A 24,371-nucleotide genomic window follows, 5' to 3' on the forward strand; every position below is an offset into this window, starting at 1 on the left:
GATAAAATCACCGCACAGATGCCGTACTACGACGAGCACGATCAGGAGCGTTGGGTTCCGGAACCACCCGGCAATCCCGAACGTTCCGCGTTCGAGCGTGACAGAGCACGCGTGCTGCACAGCGCCGCCCTGCGCAGGCTGGCCGCGAAGACGCAGGTCGTGGGCCCGGGGGAGACACCGGGCGGCGGCCAGCACATTCCGCGTACCCGCCTGACCCACTCGCTCGAATGCGCCCAGGTGGGCCGGGAGATGGGCGCCACGCTCGGCGTCGATCCCGACCTGGTGGAGACCGCCTGCCTGGCGCACGACCTGGGGCATCCGCCGTTCGGGCACAACGGCGAGGTGGCGCTCAACGCGCTGTCGGCCTCCTGCGGAGGCTTCGAGGGCAACGCGCAGAGCCTGCGCCTGCTCACCAGGCTGGAGGCCAAGGTGCTCACCGAGGACGGCCGCAGCGCCGGGCTCAACCTCACCCGCGCCGCGCTCGACGCCTCCATCAAGTACCCGTGGACCTGCGACGTCTCGCCCAAGTTCGGCGTCTACGACGACGACCTGCCGGTCTTCGCGTGGATCAGGGAGGGCGCGCCCGAGGGCCGGGTGAGCTTCGAGGCGCAGATCATGGACTGGGCCGACGACGTCGCCTACTCCGTGCACGACCTGGAGGACGCCCTCGCCTCGGGCCACGTCACGCCCGAGGCCCTGCGGTCGCCGATCGAGCGCGCGAACGTCTGCGAGACCACCCGCACCTGGTACGCCCCCGGCGCCGACCTCGGCGAGCTGGAGGAGGTCTTCGCCCGGCTGATCGACGACCCGCTGTGGCCGCGCCACTTCGCGGCCACCCTCGCCGACCTGGCCGGGCTGAAGGCGCTCACCAGCGGCCTCATCGGCCGCTTCTGCCGCTCGGCGCAGGCCGCCACCAAGGAGGTGTACGGCTCCCGCCACCGCGCCGACCTCGTCGTCCCGCGCGCCACCCGGCTGGAGTGCGCGCTGCTCAAGGGCGTCACCGCGCACTACGTGATGACCACGGAGGACCACCACGCCAAGCAGGCCAGGCAGCGCGACCTCATCACCGAGCTGGCCTCCCTGATCACGCTGGGGGCGCCGGAGACGCTGGAGCCCGCCTTCCGTCCCGCGTACCGGGAGGCGGCCGACGACGCCGCCCGCGTCCGGGTGGTGATCGACCAGATCGCCTCGCTCACCGACACCTCGGCCGTCGCCTGGCACCGCAGGCTCTCCCGCTGATCCGGGACGCGGGCGGGCGCCTGGCGCGATCCGCTTTTCCGGAGACCGCGCCGGGCGGATACTTCGCCCATGGCCACATTTGTGATCGTCGGCGCCGGGCTCGCCGGGGCCAAGGCCGCGCAGACGCTGCGCGAGGAGGGCTTCGACGGCGAGATCGTGCTGATCGGCGCCGAGGCCGAACGCCCCTACGAACGACCGCCGCTGTCCAAGGACTACCTGCGGGGCGGGAGCGAGCGGGAGAGCATCTTCGTCCACGAGCCGGCCTGGTACGCCGACAACGACGTGGACCTGCGGCTCGGCCTGCGGGCCACCCGCATCGAGCCGGGCCACCACGTCGTACGCCTGGCCGACGGCTCCAGGCAGCCCTACGACAAGCTGCTGATCGCCACCGGAGCCGTCCCCAGGCGGCTGCCGGGCCCCGCCTACTACCTGCGTACGGCCGAGGACAGCGAGGCGCTCAGGCGGCGCTTCGCCGAGGGCGCGTCCGTGCTGGTCGTCGGCGCGTCCTGGATCGGCCTGGAGACCGCCGCGGCGGCGCGGGCGGCCGGCTGCGAGGTCACCGTCGTCGAGCCCGAGCCGACCGCGCTCAACCGGGCGCTCGGCCACGAGCTGGGCGAGCTGTTCGCCCGCCTGCACGTCAGCAAGGGCGTCGACATGCGCTTCGGCACCGCCGCCGCGGAGGTCACCGAGACCGGCGTGCGGCTCAGCTCGGGCGAGCGGCTCACCGCCGACCTCGTCGTGGCCGGCATCGGCGCCGCCCCGGAGGTCTGGCTGGCCCGCGACGCCGGGCTCGACGTCGGGCAGGGCATCCGTACGGACGCGGCGCTGCGCACCTCGCACCCCGACATCTACGCGGCCGGCGACGTCGCCGAGTCCTACCACCCGCTGTACGGCCGCCACATCCGCGTCGAGCACTGGGCCAACGCCCTGCACGGCGGCCCCGCGGCGGCCAGGTCGATGCTCGGCCATGAGGTCGTCCACGACCGCGTCCCGTACTTCTACACCGACCAGTACGAGCTGGGCATGGAGTTCTCCGGCGACGTCTCGGGCCACGACGAGATCGTCTACCGGGGCGACCCCGACGGGCTGGAGTTCATCGCGTACTGGCTGCGCGAGGGCCGGGTGATCGCCGGCATGAACGTCAACGTCTGGGACGTCGTGGACGACATCCAGGAGCTGATCAGGTCGGGGGTCACTGTGGACGCAAAGGAGCTATCGTCGGGTTGAGCGTGACGACGTCCTCCTCGCTGGTCGTCCTGCGCGGCTTGGGCTTCTTGGTCGGCTTCGGGGTGCTGCTGGTCGTCTGCGCCGGCGCCACCTTGCCGAGACACTGCACGGTGCAGCGCGGGGTCTCGCCCAGCTTGCCGCGCAGCTTCATGGTCTCCTCGCGCGGCGAGAGCGTGCGGTTGCCCTTGCGCCAGGCGTCGAGATAGTCCCACGGCTCGACCATGCCCCTGCGCACCCACCAGTAGGCGGGGCCGGTCTTCCACGAGATCGCGAAGTACAGGTTCGAGCCGGTGTCGCGGGCGTTGCCCGACCTGCCCACTTTCCCCAGCACCTGGCCGCCCTTGACCTTCGTGCCGGGTTTGATCCCGCCGGCGACGGAGTCGAGGTGGCCGCCGAGGTAGCGCACGCCGTCGGCGCCGATGATGGTGACGAACCTGCCCTCGCGCGCCGCTCCCGCGTCCGTGGCGGGCGACCACGTGTCGGAGGTGTTCACCTCGTCCACGACGCCGTCCACGGGCGCCACGAACGAGCAGCCCTGCTTGGCCCAGATCGTCGTCTTGGGCAGCACCAGCAGCTTGCGCTGGTAGGTGGTCTTACAGCCCTTCACCGGGAAGGTGTAGGTGTACTTCGACAGCTTCGGCGGCGGCACCTTGACCGGGTCGTCGCCCTCGGGCTTCCCGGCCGCCTGGCCAGGCGAGAGCGAGGGTGAGGGGGTCGGCGTCGGCTCGGCCGCGCCGCCGCCCGCGGGGCCCGACGCGGGCCCGGTGGCGGACAGGGGTGCGGGTGCGACCGGCCGGTTCGCGCCGACTCCCGCCAGGCCGGCCTGGCTGCAGGCGCCGGTCAGCAGCACGGCGCCCGTGACGGCCGCCCATCGTCCGATATGCCCCGATCGCATGTTCTCCACCCGTGTCACCGTTTCCACCGACAACCTTTACCTTTGTAGCCGACCGGGAGCCCCCGCATTGCCGCTTTCCTCCTTTAGCAGCCGCGCGGATACCCTCCGCTACCTCCCCGTTTCCCATGTCGTGTATCCATGCCGTGCACCCATGCCGGGACACCCGCGGTGAGCCGAACCGTCGGTGGGGCGGCATAGACTCACCGGCGTGGCTGGCCGGATCCGTGACGTCGACATCGCGCTCGTGCGCGAGCGTTCCCCCATCGCCGATGTGATCGGCGAGCACATCCAGTTGCGCAACGCCGGAGGCGGCAACCTCAAGGGGCTGTGCCCGTTCCACGACGAGAAGACGCCGTCGTTCAACGTCACCCCCGAGCGCGGCATGTTCTTCTGCTTCGGCTGCTCCGAGGGCGGCGACGTGATCACGTTCGTCGAGAAGATCGAGCACCTCTCCTTCAGCGAGGCGGTCGAGCGGCTCGCCCAGCGGGCCGGCATCCAGCTCCAATACGAGCAGGGCGGCTACGCCCCGCGCCGCGACCACGGCGAGCGGGCCAGGCTGATCGAGGCGCACAAGGCGGCGGCCGAGTTCTACGCCGACAAGCTCATGAGCCCCGACGCGGCGCCAGGGCGGCGCTTCCTGTCAGAGCGCGGGTTCGAGCGGGCCGACGCCGAGACGTTCGGGGTGGGCTACGCGCCGGCCGAGTGGGAGGCGCTGACCCGCCACCTCCTCGGGCGCGGCTTCACCGTCGACGAGCTGGTCAAGGGCGGCCTGTCCAGAGAGGGCAGGCGCGGCCCCATCGACCGGTTCAGGGGCCGGCTGATCTGGCCGATCAGGGACGCCACCGGCGATGTGATCGGATTCGGCGCGCGGAAGTTGCTTGATTCCGATGACGGGCCGAAATATCTGAATACGCCTGACTCGCCGCTTTACAAGAAGAGCCAGGTCCTTTATGGAATCGATCTTGCGAAGCGCGAGATCTCCAAGCGCGCGCAGGCCGTGATCGTCGAGGGCTACACCGACGTGATGGCCTGCCATCTCGCCGGCGTGCCCACCGCCGTGGCCACCTGCGGCACCTCGTTCGGCGAGGAGCACATCAAGATCCTGCGGCGTTTCCTGCTCGACCAGGCCGAGTTCCGCGGCGAGGTCATCTTCACCTTCGACGGCGACGCGGCGGGCCAGAAGGCGGCGCTGCGGGCGTTCGCCGACGAGCAGAAGTTCGTCACGCAGACCTACGTCGCCGTGCAGGGCGACGGGCTCGACCCGTGCGACCTGCGCGTCAAGCAGGGCGACGCGGCCGTGCGCGACCTGATCGCGAGCCGCGAGCCGCTGTTCCAGTTCGCGATCAGGAGCACGATCTCCCGCTACGACCTGCGCAGCAACGAAGGCAAGATCGCCGCGCTCGACGCCGCGGCGCCCATCGTGGCCGGCATCAAGGACCCGGGGCTGCGCAAGCGCTACGCCATCGACCTCGACCGCTGGCTCGGGTTCATGGACGAGCGGTTCGTCATGCAGCGCATCTCCGAGGTCTCCGGCGCCCAGCAGGGCCGCCGTCAGCGCGCCCCCCAGGCGGCTCCGGTCGATCCGAGCATCCGGGTCGAGGGCGAGCTGCTCAAGCTCGCCGTGCAGCGGCCCGCGCTGCTCGGGCCGCGCTTCGACGCGCTCGACGCGCAGGCGTTCACCACGCCTGAGCATTCGGCGCTGCACCAGGTCGTCGTGGCCGCGGGCGGGGTCGTCTCGGCCGGTCACGGCGGGCGCGAGTGGGTCGACCGGCTGATGGAGCAGGCCCACGAGGAGAGCACGCGCGCGCTGGTGACCAGGTTCGCGGTCGAGCCCATCCACGCCGACGCCCACGCCGAGCAGCGCTACGCCAACGACATCATGGCCGCGGCCGAGGCGATGCCGGTCGATCGGGCGATCGCCCAGGTCAAGTCCCGCATCCAGCGGCTCAACCCGGTCGAGGAGCAGCAGGAGTACAACAAGCTGTTCGGCGAGCTGGTGGCGCTGGAGCAGCAGCGCCGGGTGCTGCGCGACCGCCTCGCGGGCGGCTGAGCCCGGCTCGCTCAGGTAACAGTTCGGCTGCGATCAACACGTTGAAACAGGGTGGTTGACCAGGGAATGTGGCGCGGTCCAATGCCGGATAAAGCAGATGGACAACGTGACGAAGGCAGCGAAAGAGATGCGTCCGGCCAGACGGCGACGCCGGGCGCGAGATTCCAGACCGCGTAATTGACTTTACTTTCCTGATCAAACTCGGGCCAAACCATATAGCGATCTCAATTCGGCAAAGACGAGGGCCTTACCTTCGGTGACAAAAATGGGTCTGCCATTTGATGGAACCAATACTGCAGACTGTCCTTCGTGGGTGCATCGGTGCTGCCAAGTGGACCGCCATCCGTAGATCAGGTGGCGGACCTCGTCGCGAAGGGAAGGGAGCGCGGGAGCGTAACCGTCGATGACGTCGCAGCCGCGCTTGACCGATCCGAGTTGCCGTCCGACGCGCTGGAACGCGTCGTACGCATGCTCGCCGAGAACGGCGTGGAGGTCCTCGAGCCGCAGGGCGACGAGGAATCCACCCGCGCCGATGAGGAGGACGTAGGCAAGCGGGCGCCGACCAGCGATCTCGTCCGTATCTACCTGAGGGAGATCGGCCGGGTGCCCCTGCTGACCGCTGAGGAGGAGGTGGAGCTCGCCAAGTCGATCGAAGCCGGTCTGTTCGCCGAGGACAAGCTGGCCAACGGGGTCTCGCGTCTGGCCTTCCCTGAGTTCAGGGAGCTCGTCTGGCAGGGCACGCGGGCCAAACAGCGGCTCATCGAAGCCAACCTCAGGCTCGTGGTGTCCATCGCCAAGCGGTACGTGGGCCGCGGCATGTTGTTCCTGGACCTGATCCAGGAGGGAAACCTCGGCCTCATCCGGGCGGTCGAGAAGTTCGACTACACCAAGGGTTACAAGTTCTCCACCTACGCCACCTGGTGGATTCGCCAGGCGATCACGCGGGCCATCGCCGACCAGGCGCGGACCATCCGCATCCCCGTGCACATGGTGGAGACCATCAACAAGCTCGTCAGGGTGCAGCGGCAGCTCCACCAGGATCTCGGCCGCGAGCCGATCCCCGAGGAGATCGCCAAGGAGATGGACCTCCCGGTCGACCGGGTGGTCGAGATCCAGCGCATCGCCCAGGAGCCCGTGTCGCTGCAGTCGCCGATCGGCGAGGAGGACTCCGACCTCGGTGACTTCATCGAGGACGCCGACGCGGTCGTGCCGATGGAGGCCGCGGCCTTCATCATGCTGCAGGACCAGCTCGACGACATCCTGGCCACGCTCTCCGACCGGGAGCAGCGCATCATCCAGCTCCGCTTCGGCCTGGCCGACGGCCATCCGCGCACGCTGGAGGAGGTGGGCAGGGAGTTCGGCGTCACGCGGGAGCGCATCCGCCAGATCGAGTCGAAGACGCTGGCCAAGCTCCGCCACCCGACGCGCGCGCAGATGCTGCGGGATTACCTGGATTGATCACGGGTCAAAGGGGACGGCCACGGCCGTCCCCTTTCCCCTGCTCAGGAGCAGCCCTCGAACTGCGGCACCGCCACCGTGCCCAGCTGGAGCCCGGACTTGCCGAACCACTTCTTCAGCAGCTTCGCGGCGGTCCCGTCCTGGTACATCGCGGTGATCGCCCGGTTGACCGCCTCGCAGCCCGGCACGTCGCCCTTCGGCAGGCCCACTCCGGTGCGCTGCTCGTTGAACTGCGCGTTGTTCAGCCGCAGCCCCGAGCCGTCCTGCTCGGCCAGCCCGGCGAGAATCACGTCATTGGTGGTGACCGCGTCCACCTGGCCGCCCTTGAGCGCCGTCAGGCACTGCGCGTAGTCGCGTACCGGCACGACCCGCGCGGCCACGCCGCGCTCGGTCACGACCCGCTGGGCCGCGTTCGAGCCCTGCACCTCGCAGATGCGCCGGCCCTCGAGGTCGCGCACGTTCGCGATCCGCTCGTCCTTCCTGCTCAGGATGTCCTGGTAGGAGATGTGGTACGGCCCGGCGAACAGCACCCGCTGCTTGCGGTCCTGGTCGATCGTGAACGTGGCCAGCACCATGTCGGCCCGCCCGCTGCGCAGCACCTTCTCCCGGTCGGCGGCCAGCACGCCGACGAAGGAGAACTCCTTGCCCAGCTTGCCCGCGACGTAGCGGGCCACGTCCACGTCGAAGCCGTCGTATCCGCCTTCCGACGTCTTGAACCCGACCGACGGCAGGTCGGAGCGCACCCCGATGACCAGCTTGTCCTTGTCGAGGATCGACTCCTGCCCGTTCATCCCGCAGCCCGTGACCGCCACCGCGGCCAGGAGCAGCACCACCGCGAGCGCCCGCTTCACCGGTACTCCTTGAGTCGTGGCCACACCCCGGCGATCACCAGCAGCCCGATCGCGCCGATGGCGTAGGGGAGCAGCCGCCACAGGTTGTCGAGCGCGCCCTCGCCCGCCGCGATGGTCTGCCTGAACACCTTCTGATGGGTCTCTGCCAGGCCGAGCAGCGCCTTGTCGTAGGCGTTGAACGCGTCCGTGACGGGCCCGATGCGGGCCTCGACGGCCTCGCTGGGCGTGGCGTGCCGGGCCAGCGTGCGGAACCTGTCGTCCTGCGCCTGGAAGGCCCGGTACGCCGCGAAGACCGCCGACCCCTGGGAGCCGACCAGCTCGGGCCCCAGCAGGCCGAGGAAGTCCTTCGAGCCGCTGCGCAGCTCGCTGTGGTAGCCGGTCAGGTTGCCGACGTCGTAGTAGAGGACGGTCAGCGACTTGTCCAGATACGTGTGCTCGTAGGTGTCGGCCCGCTCCTTGTCCAGCAGGAAGCGGCTCTGGTCGCCCTGCATGCTGTTGCTGATCGCGCGCGCCTTGGCGAGCGTCAGCACCGAGTCGAACCCGGCCGACTTGGCGGTCCGCAGCGCCTGCTCGTCCTGGCCGAGCACGTGCACCCCGAACCCCAGCGCCACCGCGGTCGTCACGGTCGCCACCACGAGCGCGGGACCGAACACCCGGCGGAAGCGCCGCGCAAGGAACACCTGCATCCAGATCAGGCAGCCCAGCGCGACCAGCCCGGCCACCACGACCGCGACGCGCAGGAGCGGCACCATGACGGCCTTGTCGTCGTAGGTGGCGCGCACGATCGTGCCGCTCTCCAAGGTCAGGTTGTACGCCTGCGGCAGCAGCACCTGCCGCATGAGGTCGGTGGCCTGCCGGTAGGTCCGCACCACGTTCTCGGGCGGCGCCCCTGGAGCGTGCCCGGCCTGCTGGTCGAGCAGCAGCGCCTGCCCGGCGAGCCGCTCGTAGCGGCCGAGCCCGTCCAGCACCGACTGCACGGTGGTGCGCTCGGCCGCGTTGTCGCCCGACAGCTCGAACGCCTTCAGCAGCGCCTGCCCCGCCTCGGCCCGCCGCGCGTCGTAGCGGGCCAGCGCCGCCCGGCGTTGTTCGGGATACTCCTTGCCCATCACCAGCACGTTCGCGACCTGCGCGTCCATGTCGCTGAGCGCCAGGTAGAGCCCGGCGGTGGCGACGACCTGCGGGCCGGCGTCGCGGCCGATCACCCGCAGGCCCTCGCGGGCGGTGGAGCTGCCGACGGCGAGCGCGACGAACAGCAGCGCCAGCGAGGCGACCGTGACGCCGGAGATGACGCGGATGCGGCCGGGCACGCTGCGCCGCCGTACGGGCTTCGACACGGTGACCGGCGCGAGCGCGCCCGGCGGGGCCTGCGTCATCGTCATGGCGTGCCCTCCCTGATGGTGATCACCGTCCACGCGCCCAGGTGGATCCGGTCGCCGGGACCGATCCTGGTCGGCACGTTGACCTGGAGCGTGCGGCCGTTGACCTGGGTGCCGTTGGACGAGCCCGGGTCCACCAGCAGCCACGAGCCGTCGGGCTGCGCCAGCAGCACCGCGTGCAGGTGGGAGACGCCGGGGTCCTCGGGCGGCCCGGTCAGGTCGATCTCGGGCACGAGATTCCTGGCGCGGCTGCGCCGCCCGATGCGTACCTGCTCGCCGTGCAGCGGGAACGAGCGCTCGGGACAGTACGGCGGGAACGCCATCGCGGCGGCGTCAGGCCCGCCCTCGGCGACCACCTTCTCGTAGTACGTGCGGTCGGCGGCGGTCACGGCCTCCCACCTGACCCCGGTCACCGGCGCGGCGGCGGGCGCGGCGCCGGTGAAGTCGTGGCCGCACACCTCGCAGAACTGCCCGGCACGCGGCGTCCGGCAGATCGGGCAGCCCTCAGCAGGCTGGGACGGAGGCTGGGACGGGGGCTGGGACGGGGGCTGGGACGAGGGCTGGGGCTGGGGTTGCGGCTGAGGGGCCGGTCGGGACGCCGGCCGGGCCGGTCCTGCCATCTGGATGCCGCAGACGTCGCAGTAGTCGTCGGCCCCCGACGGGTGCCCCTGCGGGCAGGTCGCCATCAGCTTCCTTCCTTGCGCAGCCGGCTCGTCCGCACCGACCCGGTGTCCAGCTCGATCTCGTCCGCCTTGTCCACGGCCCGCCGCAGCCGCGCGGTGCCGGTGGCCGGATCGACCTCCACCACCTTCTCCAGCAGCCGGGCGGTGTCCTCGCGGCCCGACTCGGCGGCCAGCCGGTGCGCCTTGGCCAGCCGCGCGGTGGCGGTGTCGGTGTCGCCCATCGCGCGGGCGCTCAGCCCGTCCTGGATCAGGTCATGCAGCTCGGCCTGGCCGGTGTAGTGGGCGACCTTGCCGTTGATGCGGGTGGACTGCGCCAGGTCGTCCGTCCACTGCGCCAGCACGTTGCCGCTGGCCACGACCTCCTGCGTGTCGGGGCGTACCAGCTTGACCCAGCCCGCCCTGATCTCCTGGCCGACCTGGCCCTGCGGCACCTCGACGCAGATGTGGTACTCGCGCTCCTCCCGCCCCCACGAGCCGGTCGGGTAGTCGCCGGTCAGCGGGTTGACGTCGGTGCGCTTGCCGGTCAGGTCGAGCAGCGTGGGCGAGACCTGTTTGACGAACTTCAGCCGCGCCGCCTGCGGCACCCACACGCGCAGCGCCAGGTCGGGCACGGTCTTGCTCATCGAGGTCTGCGTGAGCCTGCGGAAGTACTCCGGCAGGTCCCCCTGGTTGCGCACGAAGTCGAAGGTGCCCAGCATCGCCTCGGCCACCTTGCGCAGCTCGGCGGGCACCCAGTCGTCGCCGACGCCCAGGCTGTCGACCACGAACTTGCCGCTCCACGCCGCCAGCACGTCGGCGAACGTGTCGTCGCTCTGGTTGTTCTGCCCGTCGGTCATCAGCAGCGCGTGCTTGATCGCCGAGGGGTGCGCGGTCAGCAGGTGACCGGCCAGCTTGATCCACTCGCCGATCGCGGTGCCGCCGTGGGCGCTCAGCCGGGCGATGGCCCGCTCCGCCTCGGCCCTGGTCGCCGGGCTCGCCATGGCCAGGTGGTCACCGGACGGGGGATAGACGACCTTGGCCCGGTTCGTCCCGGACACCACGGCGAAGTGCACCCCGTCGCGCAGCGTCTGCACCGCCGTCACCGCCGCCATCCTGGCCTCGCGGATCTTGCTGCCGCTCATCGAACCCGACGTGTCCACGATGATGACCTCGGCCGCCTCCGTCGCCGACGTCTGCACGGTCGCCGTGCCGGTCGCCCCGACGGTCAGGATCGCGTGCACCTCGCGGCCGTCAAGGGACAGGTACTTGTTCTGGTCGATGGTCAGCGTGAAGGCCGGCTGGTCACTCATGGGGGTCTCCTAGGGGGATCACGACAATGGTCACGTTGTCCTGGCCGCCGGAGTCGAGCGCGTGGCGCAGCATCTCGCGCGCCATCTCGACCGGGGTGCCGGACGTGGGGAAGGCGTAGCCGTCCAGATAGCGCCACAGGCCGTCGCTGCACACCAGCAGCAGGCCGGGCCCCTGGGGGGTGCCCTGGAGGGTGAACGTGCGCACGTGCGGCGCCGCCGTGTCGGCGTCGGCTCCGAGCCAGGCGGTGATCTCGCCGGTCGGCACCACGTCGTCCTCGGTCAGCAGCTCGCCGCCGGGCAGCAGGTACGCCCGCGTGTCCCCGGCCCACGCCAGCCGCACCCTGCCGCCGGGCTCGGCCACGACCGAGACGTACGTACAGGCCGGGGCGTCGTCCAGCGAGGTCGCGAGCTTGGTCACCGCCCGGCCGGCCAGCGCGAACGCCTCCTCGTCCTGCAGCCCCCTGGCCAGGGCCGCCGCCGCGGTCTCGACGGCCACCGCGGACGCCTCGTCGGCCCTGGGCGAGCTGCCGACGCCGTCGCACACCACGCTCACGATCGAAGCGCCGGCTTCGCGCAGCGCCATCGCGTCCTCGTTGCGGGCCCGCCGCAGCCCCCGGTCGGTCACCGCCGCCGCGCCGCCGGGCAGCACCAGCTCGGCGTGGTCGCGGCCGGTCGGCTGGCGCACCCCGCACCGCTCGCAGTAGCCGTCGGCGTCCACCGCCGCCGCCCCGCACGCCGCGCAGGCGGGCGCGCCCAGCGGATGCCCGCACGCCTCGCAGTACGTGTCACCGGCCACCACGGGCCGCTCGCAGACCGGACACATCACGCCCATCACCACCACGTCCTCGGCCGCACGGAGTTGGCCAGGTCGATGAACGCGTGCCGCTCCTGCCGGGAGTCGGCCTGCACGGCCAGCCTGCGGTAGATCGACTCCAGCCGCCTGCGCAGCCCCTGCGCGGTGAACGGCGCCCCGCCGAGTTGCATGTCCTTCGGCGGTGCCGGCGGATCGGTCTCCAGCCAGGCCAGCGCGCCGCCCAGCAGCTCGGCGGTGAGCACGTCGCGGTGCCGCGCGTCCAGGCCCTTCTGGTTGCTCACCCGATCGACCGCGGCCACCAGATCGGAGGGCTGCAGCCCGGTCAGGTCCGGCCGCCGTACGACCGAGGCCGCCAGCGCCACCTGGGCCGCCACCCGGTAGACCGACGTCGCGGGCACCTCGTCCAGCACCTCCATCCGGCCCGACCTGGCCAGCCCGAAGGCCGCGCTGACGTAGGCGCGGTCGGTGCGCCAGACGACGTCGTACCAGGTGGCCGCCGGCCGGCCCGCGCACTCCAGCGCGAAGGCCAGCGCCAGTTTCGGCGCGAGCTCGCCGGGCAGCGCGGACAGGCACGCGTCGAAGCACGCCACCGCCAGGTCCGCCTGGCCGGCGGCCAGCGCCAGCACCCCGCGGTACCAGGTGACCCGCCAGTCGCCGGGCAGTTCGCGCTCCAGCTCGTCCAGCGCCGCGGGGGCCTCGGCGGACGCTTCCTCGGCCAGCAGCCGCACCCGCATCAGCTTCGTCTCCGGCGTCTGCGGCATGCCGGCGAGCTGCGCGATCAGCTCAGGCCCCTCGCTGCCGAGCAGGCCGGCCAGCGCGCCCGCCGCCGGGTCGCCGGGGTCCGTCAGCGGCACCGGCAGCGCCGCCGTGGCCGCCACCGGGTCGAGCGGCCCGAACACCCGCTCATCCGACTCCGACAGCGCCGTGCCGACCGCCGTGCGCTCAGGCCCGAACAGCGTGGAAGGCGCCGGGTACGGCACCCCGTCCTCCAGCGCGCTGACCTCCCGCAGCACGCCGACGAGCTGCTCCTCCATCTCCCACGCGCTCTGGAACCTGGCCGCCGGATCCGCCGCCGTCGCCCGCCGCAGCAGCCGGGTGAACGACGGATGCCCGCAGTCCTCGGGCAGCGAGTTCGGCACGCCGCCCGACGCCGGGCTGAACCCCGAGATCGCCAGCACCGCCAGCGTCCGCGCCACCGTGTAGAGGTCGGAGGCCACCGACGACGGCCGAGACTCCAGCTCGGGCGCGTGGTAGCCGGGCGTCACCCACGACGAGCCCACCGGCGAGCCGAACGGCTGCACCGCGCCCAGGTCGATGAGCTTGAGCCGCTTGCCGGCCCTGATCACGTTCGCCGGCTTCAGGTCGCAGTAGACCAATCCCTGCTCGTGCAGGTAGCCGAACGCGTGCAGGATCTCCCTGCCGTACATGAGGACCTCGCGCAGCGGCAGCGGCCCCTGGCGGCGCAACTCGTGCAGGGACTGGCCGCCGACGTACTCCATGACGATGTAGCCGAGGCCGGCCGAGCGCTGGAAGTTGAAGATCTTGACGATGTTCGGGTGGTCGACCGTGGTGAGGAACTTCCGCTCGGCCTCCGCCGCCGCCAGCGCCTCCGCGTCCATGGTGTTGAGCAGGCCCTTGAGCACCACCCAGCGGCCGTCCAGGTTCTCGTCGGAGGCGAGGTAGATCCAGCCGAGCCCGCCGTGCGCCAGGCAGCCCAGCACGCGGTACTGGCCCGCCACCAGGTCGCCCTTGGCCAGCTTCGGGGTGAAGGAGAACTGCGTGCGGCAGTGCGGGCAGAATCCGTCGGTCAGCCCTGGACGTCCCTCGCGGGAGCGGCCCACCGGCTTGCCGCACGCCGGGTTCGCGCAATACCGCTTCTCCTCCGGCACCTGCGGGTCGGCCATCACCGCCGTCGCGGGGTCGCGGTAGGGGATCGACGGCAGGTCCGCGATCGTGGCCAGCACGCCCGCCCGCGACCTGCCGCTGCTCGACGGCGAGCTGACCGACCTGCTCACCGGCCTGGTCTGTAAGGGGACGGACGCGGGGCCGGCGGGAATGGGAGACGGGCTCTCCGCGGTGCCGCAGAGGTCGCAGTAGCCCTCCTCGATCGTTCCAGTGCAGCCGGGCTGCGCGCAGCGGCTCATCACTTACCTCCGTGGATCGCGCGCTGGTAGTCGTCGACGGCCGCGGCCGCCCTCGTGAGATCGCACGGGGCGCTCCAGAGCAGGGCGCGCGCCCGCTCGTACCGCTGTGCCGCCGCGGGGTCCTCGGCCAGCCCCTTCCGTACGGCCATCGCCTGGCACGCGCCGAGCCGCCCGCGCAGCTCGTCACGCCGGCCCACCAGGCCGTACAGGGCCTTGGCAGTGGTCCGCGCCCGCTCCTCGGCGGCACGGACGTCGCTCTCCAGGGCCGTCAGCCGCTTGGCTCGCAGCACCCAGGGGTCGGCCGAGACGTCCAGCGCGGCCAGCTCAGCCGCCAGCGCCTCGACCCTGCTGCGCGGCTGCGCCTGCGGCGGCAGGGCGATCTTCACGACGACCGCGCCGTGGGCCAGCCGCTCCTCGCTCTCCGCCGCGCGTACGTGGTCGAGCGCGGCCACCAGGGTCTCGCGGCGCACGGCGTACTCGGCCTTGACCACGATCGCCTGCTCGTGCTCCGCCCGGCCGGCGGCCAGCAGGCCCGCCACCCGGTCGAGCTCAGGCCCGGCGGCGGAGCCCAGCGGGTCCTCGACGGCCGCCGCCCGCAGCCGCGCCAGCTCCGCCTCCTCGGCGGCGAACACCGTCTCGGGGTCCGCGCTCTCGCCCAGCTCGCGGGCCAGCTCCCTGACCCGGCGCAGGTCCGCGGCGGCCTCGTCGAGCCGGGGGAGTAACGCGTTCCACACCGCGTCGATGTCGTTGAGCGCGCCCGTGACCTCCTGGAAGGCGGCGTCCATCCGGCTCACGGTCGCGTCGAGCGTCAGCCGCTCGTCGGCCTCGGGACGCAGCGAGCGCCGCTCGACCGGCTTGGCCGCCGCGCGCAGCACCACCGACTCGCCCGCCAGCAGCTCGGTGAGGCGCGCGAGCTGGTCCGTTCCCAGCCGGCCGCGGCTCGCCCTGACCTGCTCCGCCTCGCGCAGCACCGCGCGGTAGGCGTCGTACAGGGACCACAGACCGGCCAGCGACTCCCGCGCCGCGGCCCAGCGCCGCTCGGTGGCGCCGCGTAACGACGCGTCCTTGAGCAGCCGGTAGGTGGTGTGGGATTCGAGGTCGAGCAGGTCGCCGGAGATGCGGTCGCGTTCGTCCGCGCGGGCACGCAGGGCATGATCGGCGCCCTCGCGGCTCATTGGTGGTCCCAGGCTCATCACGCTCCCCGTGAGGAGGCCCCCCGATGCCCCGTTTATACCGCCACAACGGCGGGTTCGACGGCTTTAGTTCGTTTAGCTAGGGGGACCCCTGACTTGTCCCTGATCTAACCCCATGTCGCCTGCAATTGACTTAACGATCTCTTAGCGTTTCAGCCATGGGACGTGTACTTCTGATCATCGCGGCCGTCGTCGCCGCGCTCCTGCTGCTCGGCCCCCTCGTGGGCTTCGTCTTCACCCTGCTCAAGTGGGCGCTCCTCATCGCCGCCGTCCTCTTCGGCGTCGCCTTCCTGTCGAAGGTGCTCAAGAGGACATAGCGTCGGCGGGCTTCCGCGGTCATAGTTGGATGATGGAGGCGCGGCCGGCAGTCGACGACGCCGCGCTCGGGCGCGAGGCCCTGGGCGTGCTCGAGGCGAACTGGACGGGCACCGGCACCGTGCCCGCGCCGGGGCTCTATCCCCACCAGTGGAGCTGGGACTCCGCGTTCATCGTGATCGGTCTGGCCAGATACCGGCCGGACCGCGCCCGCGACGAGCTGCTCAGCCTGCTGCGCGGGCAGTGGGCGACCGGCATGGTGCCGCACATCGTGTTCCACACCCGCGAGGCGTACTTTCCCGGGCCCTCCGTCTGGCGCTCCCAGGAGCACGACGCCGCGCCCGGCGTGCTCACCTCGGGGCTCACCGCGCCGCCCCTGCACGGGCTGGCGCTGTGGTGGCTCTACCGGCACACCGGCGACGCCGCGTTCGTCCGGGCGGCGTACCCGGCGATCGCCGCCCAGCACGACTACCTCGCCGCCACCCGCGACCTCGGCGGCGCGGGCCTGGCCGCGATCGTGCACCCCTGGGAGTCGGGCATGGACGACAGCCCGGCCTGGGACGAGCCGCTCGCCGTCGTCCCCGCCATCCGGTACGGCAACCGCCCCGTCGAGATGGAGGAGCGCCACCCCGGCAGCGACCACGACCGCTACGTCTGGCTCGCCCTGCACTACCGCGACGCCGGCTACAGCCCCGGCTACCTGCGCGACGAGCATCCGTTCGCGGTCGAGGACCCGATGTTCAACGGCATCTGGCTGGCCTCCTGCCAGGCCATGGCCGAGCTGGCGCCGCTCGCCGGCGCCGACCCCGCGCCCCAGCTCGAACGGGCGGAACGCATCAGGAGCGCGCTGCTCGACCGCCTCTGGGACGGCTGCTTCTTCGCCAGGGACCTGCGCGCCGACCGGCTCATCAGGGTGTGCACGGTCGGGGCGTTCGGCCCGCTGCTCGATCCCGGGCTGTCCGCCGAGCACGTCCAGGCGGCCGTCGAGGTGCTCGAATCGGCCCGGTTCATGGGGGCCACCGGCTACCCCGTGCCGAGCTGCGAGATCCGCGCCGCCCAGTTCGACCGCACCCGCTACTGGCGCGGCCCCTCCTGGGTGAACACCAACTGGCTGCTGCGCAGGGCGGCCACCGTGCACTCGCTCGACCACCTCGGCCGCCAGCTCGCCCAGGGCACCCTCCGCCTCGTCCGCCAGGCCGGGTTCCGTGAATGCTTCGACCCCTTCGACGGCAGCGGGCGCGGCTGCCGCGACTTCTCCTGGAGTGCGGCGCTCACCCTCGACCTGCTCGCGGATAACGTGGTGCAATGAGCCTTTTCCGCCGGTTGCCCGCCGACGTGCGCACCTCGCTGAAGACGGAGCGCGGCGAGCGGGTGCTGACCTTCGCCGCCTCCGCCGACGGCCACGTCGTCGCCACCAACCTCGCACTCCACCTGTCCGACGGCACGCGGGTGCCGTACGAGGAGATCGACCGGGCGTCGTGGGACGAGACGGGCGTCAGCGTCCTCACCACCGGCGGCGTACGCCACGTCGAACACATCGCCGAGCCGCGGCTGCTGCCCGAGACCGTGCGCGAGCGGGTCAACTCCACGATCGTGGTCAACAAGCACGTCAGCCTGCCGGGCAGGGGCGGGGTGCGGCTGGTGGCCAGGCGCCCGCCCGGTGGTGAGGTGCTCGGCTGGACGCTCGTCTTCGACGACGGCCTCGACCCCACCGACCCCGGTCTGCGCGCCCAGGCCGAGCAGGCTCTGGAGGGCGTACGGCGGAGCATGGGCGTCTGAGCCCCTAGGGGTTCTCAGGGGTCCGTCGGTACGGGCATGGGCGAGCGGGGGTGTACGGCCTCACGCCCATGCCGTCCGTCTAGTTAGTACGGAATGCCGCTCTCCCGGGCCTTCTGCTCGACGCCCTCCTCGTCGGGCCAGCCGGTGCCCGAGTCGGGCTGGTGATCGTGCGAGCCGAGGAACGGGATCCGCTGCTGCAGCGTGTCACCCACCCGCGTCCTGGCCTTCCCGGCGATCTTCGACGCCTGCGCACCGACGATCCCGGCCACTTCCTGCACCCGGGGGTTGTCGGCGACGCGCTGCGCCGTCTGCTTGATCTGCTCGTAGCGCTCGCGGCCGGCCCGGCTGCCCAGCACGTAGCCGACCGCCAGACCGACAGCGAATGTCATCCGATAACGCATATTGCACCTCCGCTGTCACGGGCCTACCCCGCTCACGATGCGACACGCACTCCAGGAGTGCGCTAATCTATTCATGCGCACCACGACGGGGCCCGAAAAGCCCCGACGAAGTGGGCAAACGGTTCGATCCCGCGTAGCTCAACGGCAGAGCAGCCGGCTGTTAACCGGCAGGTTATTGGTTCGAGTCCAATCGCGGGAGCCACAGTGCGGGCCCTCTCACCAGTAGGTGAGGGGGTCTTCGTCGTTTCCCGGTGTCCGCTTGTGGTGGGCGGGTGTCTGCCTGAAGATCGGTTTGGGTGTCTTAAGCGGGGCTTCAGGTGCGGTGGGCGAGTCTCGGGAGCGTCACAACGCCTCGGGGAGGGAGACCCCATGTTGACGCGACGTCTCGCGATCGTCGGCACCGCCGCCGCGCTCGGGCTCGGTGGGATGGCCACGTCGGCGCTGGCCGACGACGGGCCGGTCCGGGTGATCGGTGAGCGGGTCATGGACGGTGACCGCATTCCGCGCGGCGGGAAGCTGACGTGCTGGACGCGTGACGGCAGGAAGGTGCGGTTCTCTGACCGTGCCGTGGACGAGCTGGTCGAGGCCGGTGACGTCGGTCCCGTCCGGGTCGTCGAGCCGGTGCCGGCGGGCGGCGACGGCGAGGTGCTGGTCGTGCCGGAGGAGCGGCTGTCCATCGCCGTTCCGGCGCGGGAGCTGCCGAGGAAGGTCGCGGGGAAGCGGTGGCGGCAGGCGAGGGTGATCCATCTCACCTGCGTGTGGGAGGTGCGTCCGCGCCGGTGACGGCCCCTGGCCTGCGGAAGCTGTGCTCTATTTCACCTTATGTAGTGAGATGGTGACGGGATTTCGGGAAACGCGGGACAAGGTGTCCGGTGGGGCGGCAGGATGGCGGGGCCGGTCGGTACGGCCGGAGCCGCGGGCAGGAGTCGCGGAGGCGGGGAGAGGGCGCCTCCAGCAGGACGTGCCGCCGACCCGGAATCGGTGGGGCGATCCGATGACCGAGAAGTGCTGGTTGCCGCGTGTCTACCTGGATCAAGTCCCTTCGTCCCTTCGACGCGCCCGCCGTACGGACGGTGAACGGGTGCACCATCGACCTCCGTGAGGCGGAGCGCTTCATCAGGCTCTACCACGCCGAGCATCCCTCGGCCGGCGGTCTGCAGGCCAGGCTCCGCGACGTGGCCAGAGACGTGGCCCGTTACGGGACCTACACGCACACGTACGAGGAGCTCGAGTTCGGCGCCCGGGTGGCCTGGCGCAACAGCAACCGCTGCATCGGCCGGCTGTACTGGCGCTCGCTCAAGGTGCGCGACCGCCGGGAGGTGAGCACGGCCGAGGGGGTGGCGCTGGAGTGCGTGGCGCACCTGCGCGCGGCCACCGGCTCCGGCGCGGGTGCGCAAGCCCCTGCGGGGAAGATCAGGCCGACCATCACCGTGTTGCCGCCTGACACGCCCGCGCTGCGCGGGCCGCGGATACTCAACGATCAGCTCATCCGGTACGCCGGATACCGTACCGAGGACGGCGTCGTCGGTGACCCGGCGAACGTGGCGCTCACCGAGGCCGCGCAGGCGCTGGGCTGGCAGGGCGGGGGCGGGAAGTTCGACGTGCTGCCGCTGATCATCCATCCGGGCCGGGGCAGGCCGCTGCTGTGCAACCTGCCGGGTGACGCCGTGCTGGAGGTGCCGCTGACGCATCCCGAGTATCCGTGGTTCGAGGAGCTGGGGCTGCGCTGGCACGCCGTCCCGGCCATCTCCGACATGTGCCTGGAGATCGGCGGCCTGTGCTACCCGTGCGCGCCGTTCAACGGCTGGTACATGGGCACCGAGATCGGCGCCCGCAATCTGGCCGACGCGGCCAGGTACGACCAGCTCCCCGTCCTGGCCGAGCGGCTCGGCCTGGACACCTCGTCCGAGCGCTCGCTGTGGCGCGACCACGCCATGGTGGAGCTGAACGTGGCGGTGCTGCACTCGTTCGAGCGGGCGGGGGTGACCATGACCGATCATCACACCGAGTCGCGCCGCTTCCTCACCCACCTGGAACGGGAGGAGAAGGCGGGCCGGGTCTGCCCGGCGGACTGGTCGTGGATCGTGCCGCCGATGTCCGGCAGCGCCACCCCGGTCTTCCACCGCTATTACGACACGCGCGTCCTCACCCCCGCCTTCGTCCACCACGACTGAACCTTGCCTTCCGCGCCTAGAACATGGTTCTGTTGGGGGCATGGCGGAACTCGTGCTCTCCACGCTCGACGACCAGGGCGTGCTGACCCTCACCTTCAACCGGCCCGAGACGCTCAACGCGTGGACCGGCGCGCTGGGCCGGCGCTACTTCGACCTGCTGGCGGAGGCGGAGGCGAATCCCGGCGTGCGGGTGGTGGTGGTCACCGGCGCGGGCAAGGGGTTCTGCTCCGGCGCCGACTTCAAGACGCTGAGCGCCATCCAGAGCGGCTCGTACGACGAGGTGCCCGACCCGCGCCCGAACACGTACCCGACGACGATCCGCAAGCCGGTCATCGCGGCCGTCAACGGGGCCTGCGCCGGGCTCGGGATGGTGCACGCGCTGGTGTGCGACCTGGTGTTCACCGCCGAGGAGGCGAAGTGGACGACGGCGTTCGCGCGCCGGGGGCTGGTCGCCGAGTACGGGCTGTCGTGGGTGCTGCCCCGGGTGATCGGGCAGCAGCGGGCGATGGACATCCTGCTGTCGGGGCGGGTGTTCACCGGCAAGGAGGCGTACGAGCTGGGGCTGGTCAACCGGGCGGTGCCGGGGGAGTCGCTGATGGAGGAGGTGCTGGCGTACGCGAGGGAGCTGGCGGTGCACAGCTCCCCGGCGTCGCTGGCGGTGATCAAGCGGCAGGTCTGGCACGACTGGGAGGCCACGCTCGACGACGCGGCCAAGACGGCCACGCACGAGATGATGGCCTCGTTCGGGCGGCCCGACTTCGCGGAGGGCGTCGCCAGTTTCCTGGAGCGCCGCCCCCCGAACTTCCCGCCGCTCTGAAGCCGCTGCGAACGGTCAGGCGATGCGGTGAGCACCCTGGGCCGGGGTGGCCGGCAGGAAGCGCGGGGCGTGGTAGCCGCGCTCGGCGTAGGCGGCCGACACCGACTCCTGCACGTTCTCCAGCCGCTCGACCGGCACCAGCGCGATGGCCGAGCCGCCGAAGCCGCCGCCGGTCATCCGCGCCCCGCGCGCCCCGCCCTTGAGCGCGGCCTCGACGGCGACGTCGAGCTCGGGCGACGACACCTCGTACAGGTCCCTGAGCGACAGGTGCGAGGCGTTGAGCAGGGCGCCGATCTCCGTGACGGCGCCCGCCCGCAGCAGGCCGACGAGGGCCTCGACGCGGTGGTTCTCGGTGACGACGTGCTCGGTGCGCTTGCGCTCGTCGCCCTGCAGCCGCGCCAGCGCGCCGGCCAGGTCGGTGACGTCGCGCAGGGCGGGCACGCCGAGCTTGCGCGCCGCCGACTCGCACTCGGCGCGGCGCTTGGCGTATTCGCCTCCGGCGTGCTCGTGGTGCACCTGCGTGTCGATGATGAGCATGCTCAGGCCGTGGGCGGCCAGGTCGAGCGGGATGGACCGGCTGCCGAGCGAGCGGCAGTCGAGGAACAGCGCGTGCCCCTCCTCGCACAGGGCGGAGGCGGCCTGGTCCATGATGCCGCAGGGCATGCCGACGAAGTCGTTCTCCGCCTTCTGGCTGAGCAGGGCCAGCTCCATGGGCGTCATGCCGAGGCCGTGCACGTCGTTGAGCGCGGAGGCGACGGCCACCTCCAGGGCGGCGCTGGAGCTCAGCCCGGCGCCCTGCGGCACGTCGCCGTCGATGGCGATGTCGGCGCCGGCGACGCGGTCGCCGAGCATGGCGAGGACGCCGACGACGTAGCGGGTCCAGCCGCGCGAATCCTCGCGGGCCTCCATGACGACGGGCTCGCCGTCGGCGGACTGGAGGGACAGCAGGCGGATGACGCCGTCGGTGCGCGGAGTGAGCGCCGCCGTGACGCCCCACGGCACGGCGAACGGGAGCACGAAGCCGTCGTTGTAGTCGGTGTGCTCGCCGATCAGGTTGACGCGGCCCGGCGCACGCCAGACGGTCTGCGGGGACGCGCCGAAGGCGGCACGAAAAGCTTCAACAACGCGCATAATCCAACACTCCTCAACAAGGGCCCGTCCGTAGACTAGCGCCATGGAGGAGTTCCTGGATCCAGCGCTCGGCCAGGTCCGGGTCTTCCTGCGGCACGACGACAACAAGCCGCGCAAGCTGAAGTACAACCTGGGGGACGCGCGGGTGCTGACGTTCGGGGGCGCGTACTCCAACCACATCAGGGCGGTGGCCGAGGCAGGGATGCGCCACGGCATCGAGACGATCGGCGTCATCAGGGGCGAGGAGCACCTGCCGCTCAACCCCGTGCTGGCCCGCGCCGCAGCCTGCGGCATGACGCTGACCTACCTCGACCGCGCGACCTACCGGCGCAAGGACACCGAGGAGGTGCTGGCGGGGCTGCGCGCGCGGTGGGGCGAGGACGTCGCGATCCTGCCCGAGGGCGGCAGCAACGCGGCGGCCGTACGCGGGTGCGCGGAGCTGCCGGACGAGATCGAGGACGACTACGACGTCATCTGCTGCCCGGTCGGCACCGGCGGCACCCTGGCGGGCATCGCGGCCGGGCTGCCCGAGGGGCGGCGGGCGCTGGGGTTCGCGGTGCTCAAGGGCGCGAGGTTCCTGGAGGAGGAGGTGGCCAGGCTGCAGCGGGAGGCGTACGGACGCGTCTCGGGTAACTGGTCGATCGACCTCGGCCACCACTTCGGCGGCTACGCCCGCACGACCCCCGAGCTGGAGGCGTTCGCCGCCCGCCACGGCTTCGAGCGGATCTACGTGGCCAAGATGATGTACGGCATCCTCGACCTCGCCCGCCAGGGCGCCTTCGCCCCTGGCACCCGCGTCGTCGCGGTGATCACCGGTCAGCCCTCCACGCCGGTCGAGGTGTGCGGCGCGCCCACCGGCTTCGACTCGGGCGAGCCGCGCTGGCGCAGATAGATCGACAGCACCACCATCGACAGCACGGCCAGCAGCTCCGACTGCCAGTTCTGCAGGCTGCGGTCCCAGAACTCGCCCGAGGTGACGTACGAGCCCCAGGAGACCGGGTCGCGCAGGTCGCCCAGCCGGTCGGCGTTGTAGGCCGCCTGCCCGGCCACGGACTGCGCCAGCCACGACAGCAGGAAGATCAGCCCCATCACCAGCCCGAGCGAGTTGCTGAACAGCCACAGGCGAAGCCCCTTCGCCCTGGCCCAGCGGGGGGAGTCGGGGTCCGCGTGCCGCCCGATCCGCTGCTCCTCGTCGGACTCGGGGCCCGCCTTGTCCAGCTCCTTCGACTCGGGCGAGCCCTTCTGCACCAGCCACACGGTGAGCATGATGAACAGGAAGAACTGCAGGTACTCCGACTGCCAGTTCTCGGCCACGTCCACGGCGTAGGACGAGGAGGCCACGTACGACAGCAGCGACACCGGCTCGCCGCCCTGGGCCACCTGCTCGTCGTTGTAGTGGAACATGCCCGCCACCGCCTGCCCCGCCACCGCCAGCAGGAACAGCACGAGGAACATCAGGGCCAGCGAGTTCTGCTTGATCCACTTCACAGTCTCGACCACCCCAGGACGAAGAAGAGAGCCAGGCCGCCCACGATCAGCAGCAGGGTCAGCGTGAACATCGTGCGCATCAGCCGTCCACCTCGCAGTCGTACGGCAGGTCGCCGGCCGGTTCGCAGCCCGCGGCCTTGATCCGCCAGCCGTCCGCGTAGCGGTGCAGGAAGAGCGTGTCGCCGCGCAGCCGTACCTGGGCCTCCTCCCCCCACACGCTCACTCCGGTGACCGCGCCGCCCGGGCCGAGCCGCAGCTCGCGCAGGGCGGCGGCGCAGCTCTGGCCGGGGTCGGGCAGCTTCTCCGCGGTCTGCCTGGAGAGCAGGGCGCACGCGGCCTCCTCCTGGTGGGCGGAGAGCGCGGCGTGGAACCGTCCGGCGGTACGCGCCGGGGCGGCCGTGTCCACGGCGCACCCGCTCACCACGACGGCCAGCACCAGCACTATCACCGTTCTCATGCGTGTGCCGCTACCCACAGGAGGATCACGCATGCGGAGGGTCAGCCCAGCTGGTCGAGCACCGGGGCGACGAGGGCGTTGAGCTCGCGGGCCAGCACGGTCACCGCACGGTGGGCGCGCCGCTCGACGTCGTCGTGCGGGCCCTCCGGCTCGGGCGGCAGGTCGTCGAGCGGCAGCGGCGCCTCGACCAGCAGGGACGCGCGCAGGAAGGGCACCCGGGCGAGGTCCTGCTGGCTGGGCTCGACGTACTGGCCGAAGGTCTCCGGCCAGTCCGTCCAGCCGCGGTCGCGCCACCAGGCGCGGGAGCGGCGCAGCTCGTCGGGCAGCGGGGAGACGATGCGGACGCGGGCGTAGAGGGTGCCGTCCCAGGTGTTGCGGTGGCAGGTGGCCTCGAGGACGCGGCGGTCCCAGCGGACGTAGCCGGGCGTCAGGGACGGCGGCGTGGCCAGCTCCCACGCCGTGCAGGCGAACCGTACGGGCGCGATGTCCCCCCACTCGAAGCCGTCGAGGTTCTTCCGCACGTGTACGGCATAGCGCCCATCACGGTCTCTGTCGAACTCCTGATCGATCCAGAACGCTCTGCCCATGAG

24 protein-coding genes and 1 tRNA gene are annotated in these 24,371 nt (G+C 71.6%); 12 read left to right on the forward strand and 13 right to left on the reverse strand.

Annotation, left to right across the window (positions count from 1 at the left end):
* The first annotated feature begins 18 nt into the window (after positions 1–18).
* Positions 19–1,239: a deoxyguanosinetriphosphate triphosphohydrolase gene (locus AB0K12_RS11090; protein ID WP_364558296.1), complete on the forward strand. Its 1,221-nt coding sequence runs from the start codon at positions 19–21 to the stop codon at positions 1,237–1,239.
* A 69-nt stretch (positions 1,240–1,308) separates the two neighbouring features.
* Positions 1,309–2,466: an FAD-dependent oxidoreductase gene (locus AB0K12_RS11095; protein WP_364558298.1), complete on the forward strand. Its 1,158-nt coding sequence runs from the start codon at positions 1,309–1,311 to the stop codon at positions 2,464–2,466.
* On the opposite strand, the gene AB0K12_RS11100 is transcribed toward AB0K12_RS11095, so the two are convergent.
* Positions 2,432–3,361, reverse strand: coding sequence for a M23 family metallopeptidase (locus tag AB0K12_RS11100; RefSeq protein WP_364558301.1), 930 nt, complete (start codon positions 3,359–3,361; stop codon positions 2,432–2,434). The two genes, AB0K12_RS11095 and AB0K12_RS11100, sit on opposite strands and share 35 nt — an antisense overlap.
* Before the next feature lie 208 nt (positions 3,362–3,569).
* Here AB0K12_RS11100 and dnaG point away from each other — a divergent pair, with 208 nt between their 5' ends.
* Positions 3,570–5,411, forward strand: coding sequence for a DNA primase (gene dnaG / locus AB0K12_RS11105; protein WP_364558304.1), 1,842 nt, complete (start codon positions 3,570–3,572; stop codon positions 5,409–5,411).
* Between the two features lie 321 nt (positions 5,412–5,732).
* A complete protein-coding gene (gene rpoD / locus AB0K12_RS11110; protein WP_043627522.1) occupies positions 5,733–6,869 on the forward strand; it encodes an RNA polymerase sigma factor RpoD in 1,137 nt (378 codons plus the stop codon).
* Positions 6,870–6,913: 44 nt separating this feature from the next.
* Here rpoD and AB0K12_RS11115 read toward each other — a convergent pair whose 3' ends face one another.
* The 7 genes from AB0K12_RS11115 to AB0K12_RS11145 are packed head-to-tail and all read right to left on the reverse strand — an operon-like array spanning position 6,914 to position 15,201.
* Positions 6,914–7,720 (reverse strand): transporter substrate-binding domain-containing protein, encoded by an 807-nt coding sequence (locus AB0K12_RS11115; RefSeq protein ID WP_364558308.1) that lies wholly within the window; start codon positions 7,718–7,720, stop codon positions 6,914–6,916.
* The gene (locus tag AB0K12_RS11120) at positions 7,717–9,099 is read right to left on the reverse strand and encodes a hypothetical protein (protein ID WP_364558311.1); all 1,383 of its coding nucleotides are present in this window, start codon (positions 9,097–9,099) and stop codon (positions 7,717–7,719) included. The genes AB0K12_RS11115 and AB0K12_RS11120 overlap by 4 nt, the downstream gene beginning before the upstream one ends.
* The gene (locus tag AB0K12_RS11125; RefSeq protein WP_364558314.1) at positions 9,096–9,782 is read right to left on the reverse strand and encodes an FHA domain-containing protein; all 687 of its coding nucleotides are present in this window, start codon (positions 9,780–9,782) and stop codon (positions 9,096–9,098) included. The genes AB0K12_RS11120 and AB0K12_RS11125 overlap by 4 nt, the downstream gene beginning before the upstream one ends.
* A complete protein-coding gene (locus AB0K12_RS11130) occupies positions 9,782–11,068 on the reverse strand; it encodes a VWA domain-containing protein (protein ID WP_364558317.1) in 1,287 nt (428 codons plus the stop codon). Before AB0K12_RS11130 ends, AB0K12_RS11125 begins: the two co-directional genes overlap by 1 nt.
* Positions 11,061–11,900 carry a protein phosphatase 2C domain-containing protein gene (locus tag AB0K12_RS11135; protein WP_364558319.1) on the reverse strand — a complete coding sequence of 280 codons (840 nt, stop codon included), beginning with the start codon at positions 11,898–11,900 and terminating at the stop codon, positions 11,061–11,063. Before AB0K12_RS11135 ends, AB0K12_RS11130 begins: the two co-directional genes overlap by 8 nt.
* Positions 11,900–14,026: a tetratricopeptide repeat protein gene (locus AB0K12_RS11140; RefSeq protein ID WP_364558322.1), complete on the reverse strand. Its 2,127-nt coding sequence runs from the start codon at positions 14,024–14,026 to the stop codon at positions 11,900–11,902. The genes AB0K12_RS11135 and AB0K12_RS11140 overlap by 1 nt, the downstream gene beginning before the upstream one ends.
* Entirely contained in the window at positions 14,026–15,201 is a 1,176-nt protein-coding gene (locus AB0K12_RS11145) for a hypothetical protein (protein WP_364558325.1), read from the reverse strand. Before AB0K12_RS11145 ends, AB0K12_RS11140 begins: the two co-directional genes overlap by 1 nt.
* A 176-nt stretch (positions 15,202–15,377) precedes the next feature.
* On the opposite strand from AB0K12_RS11145, the gene AB0K12_RS11150 reads away from it, so the two are divergent.
* From AB0K12_RS11150 to AB0K12_RS11160, 3 genes are read left to right on the forward strand one after another with little or no spacing between them, the layout of a single operon-like run.
* Entirely contained in the window at positions 15,378–15,536 is a 159-nt protein-coding gene (locus AB0K12_RS11150; RefSeq protein WP_364558328.1) for a hypothetical protein, read from the forward strand.
* 29 nt (positions 15,537–15,565) lie between these two features.
* Entirely contained in the window at positions 15,566–16,843 is a 1,278-nt protein-coding gene (locus AB0K12_RS11155) for a hypothetical protein (RefSeq protein WP_364558331.1), read from the forward strand.
* Complete coding sequence (locus AB0K12_RS11160; RefSeq protein ID WP_364558334.1) at positions 16,840–17,313, forward strand: hypothetical protein; 474 nt, start codon at positions 16,840–16,842, stop codon at positions 17,311–17,313. The genes AB0K12_RS11155 and AB0K12_RS11160 overlap by 4 nt, the downstream gene beginning before the upstream one ends.
* A gap of 83 nt (positions 17,314–17,396) precedes the next feature.
* Here AB0K12_RS11160 and AB0K12_RS11165 read toward each other — a convergent pair whose 3' ends face one another.
* Positions 17,397–17,714, reverse strand: coding sequence for a YtxH domain-containing protein (locus AB0K12_RS11165; RefSeq protein ID WP_364558337.1), 318 nt, complete (start codon positions 17,712–17,714; stop codon positions 17,397–17,399).
* A gap of 127 nt (positions 17,715–17,841) precedes the next feature.
* Between AB0K12_RS11165 and AB0K12_RS11170 the strand changes: the two genes are divergently transcribed.
* From AB0K12_RS11170 to AB0K12_RS11185, 4 genes are all read left to right on the forward strand, one after another.
* Positions 17,842–17,916: transfer RNA gene (locus AB0K12_RS11170), tRNA-Asn, on the forward strand.
* Between the two features lie 167 nt (positions 17,917–18,083).
* Positions 18,084–18,497: a hypothetical protein gene (locus tag AB0K12_RS11175; RefSeq protein ID WP_364558340.1), complete on the forward strand. Its 414-nt coding sequence runs from the start codon at positions 18,084–18,086 to the stop codon at positions 18,495–18,497.
* Positions 18,498–18,733: 236 nt separating this feature from the next.
* A complete protein-coding gene (locus tag AB0K12_RS11180; protein ID WP_364558343.1) occupies positions 18,734–19,888 on the forward strand; it encodes a nitric oxide synthase oxygenase in 1,155 nt (384 codons plus the stop codon).
* Positions 19,889–19,928: 40 nt separating this feature from the next.
* Positions 19,929–20,705, forward strand: a complete 777-nt coding sequence (locus tag AB0K12_RS11185; protein ID WP_364558345.1) for an enoyl-CoA hydratase-related protein — start codon at positions 19,929–19,931, stop codon at positions 20,703–20,705.
* 15 nt (positions 20,706–20,720) lie between these two features.
* On the opposite strand, the gene galK is transcribed toward AB0K12_RS11185, so the two are convergent.
* Positions 20,721–21,836 carry a galactokinase gene (gene galK, locus AB0K12_RS11190; RefSeq protein ID WP_364558348.1) on the reverse strand — a complete coding sequence of 372 codons (1,116 nt, stop codon included), beginning with the start codon at positions 21,834–21,836 and terminating at the stop codon, positions 20,721–20,723.
* A 43-nt stretch (positions 21,837–21,879) separates the two neighbouring features.
* Here galK and AB0K12_RS11195 point away from each other — a divergent pair, with 43 nt between their 5' ends.
* A complete protein-coding gene (locus AB0K12_RS11195; RefSeq protein WP_364558351.1) occupies positions 21,880–22,728 on the forward strand; it encodes a pyridoxal-phosphate dependent enzyme in 849 nt (282 codons plus the stop codon).
* Here the strand turns inward: AB0K12_RS11195 and AB0K12_RS11200 are convergent.
* From AB0K12_RS11200 to AB0K12_RS11210, 3 genes are all read right to left on the reverse strand, one after another.
* On the reverse strand, positions 22,653–23,324 hold the full coding sequence (locus AB0K12_RS11200) for a DUF6766 family protein (RefSeq protein ID WP_364558354.1): 672 nt from the start codon (positions 23,322–23,324) through the stop codon (positions 22,653–22,655). The two genes, AB0K12_RS11195 and AB0K12_RS11200, sit on opposite strands and share 76 nt — an antisense overlap.
* A 79-nt stretch (positions 23,325–23,403) precedes the next feature.
* Positions 23,404–23,781 (reverse strand): hypothetical protein, encoded by a 378-nt coding sequence (locus AB0K12_RS11205; RefSeq protein ID WP_364558356.1) that lies wholly within the window; start codon positions 23,779–23,781, stop codon positions 23,404–23,406.
* Positions 23,782–23,822: 41 nt separating this feature from the next.
* The gene (locus tag AB0K12_RS11210) at positions 23,823–24,368 is read right to left on the reverse strand and encodes a hypothetical protein (protein ID WP_364558359.1); all 546 of its coding nucleotides are present in this window, start codon (positions 24,366–24,368) and stop codon (positions 23,823–23,825) included.
* Between the last annotated feature and the right edge of the window lie 3 nt (positions 24,369–24,371).

The organism is Nonomuraea sp. NPDC049419, assembly GCF_040676995.1.
Taxonomy (GTDB): Bacteria; Actinomycetota; Actinomycetes; order Streptosporangiales; family Streptosporangiaceae; genus Nonomuraea; species Nonomuraea salmonea.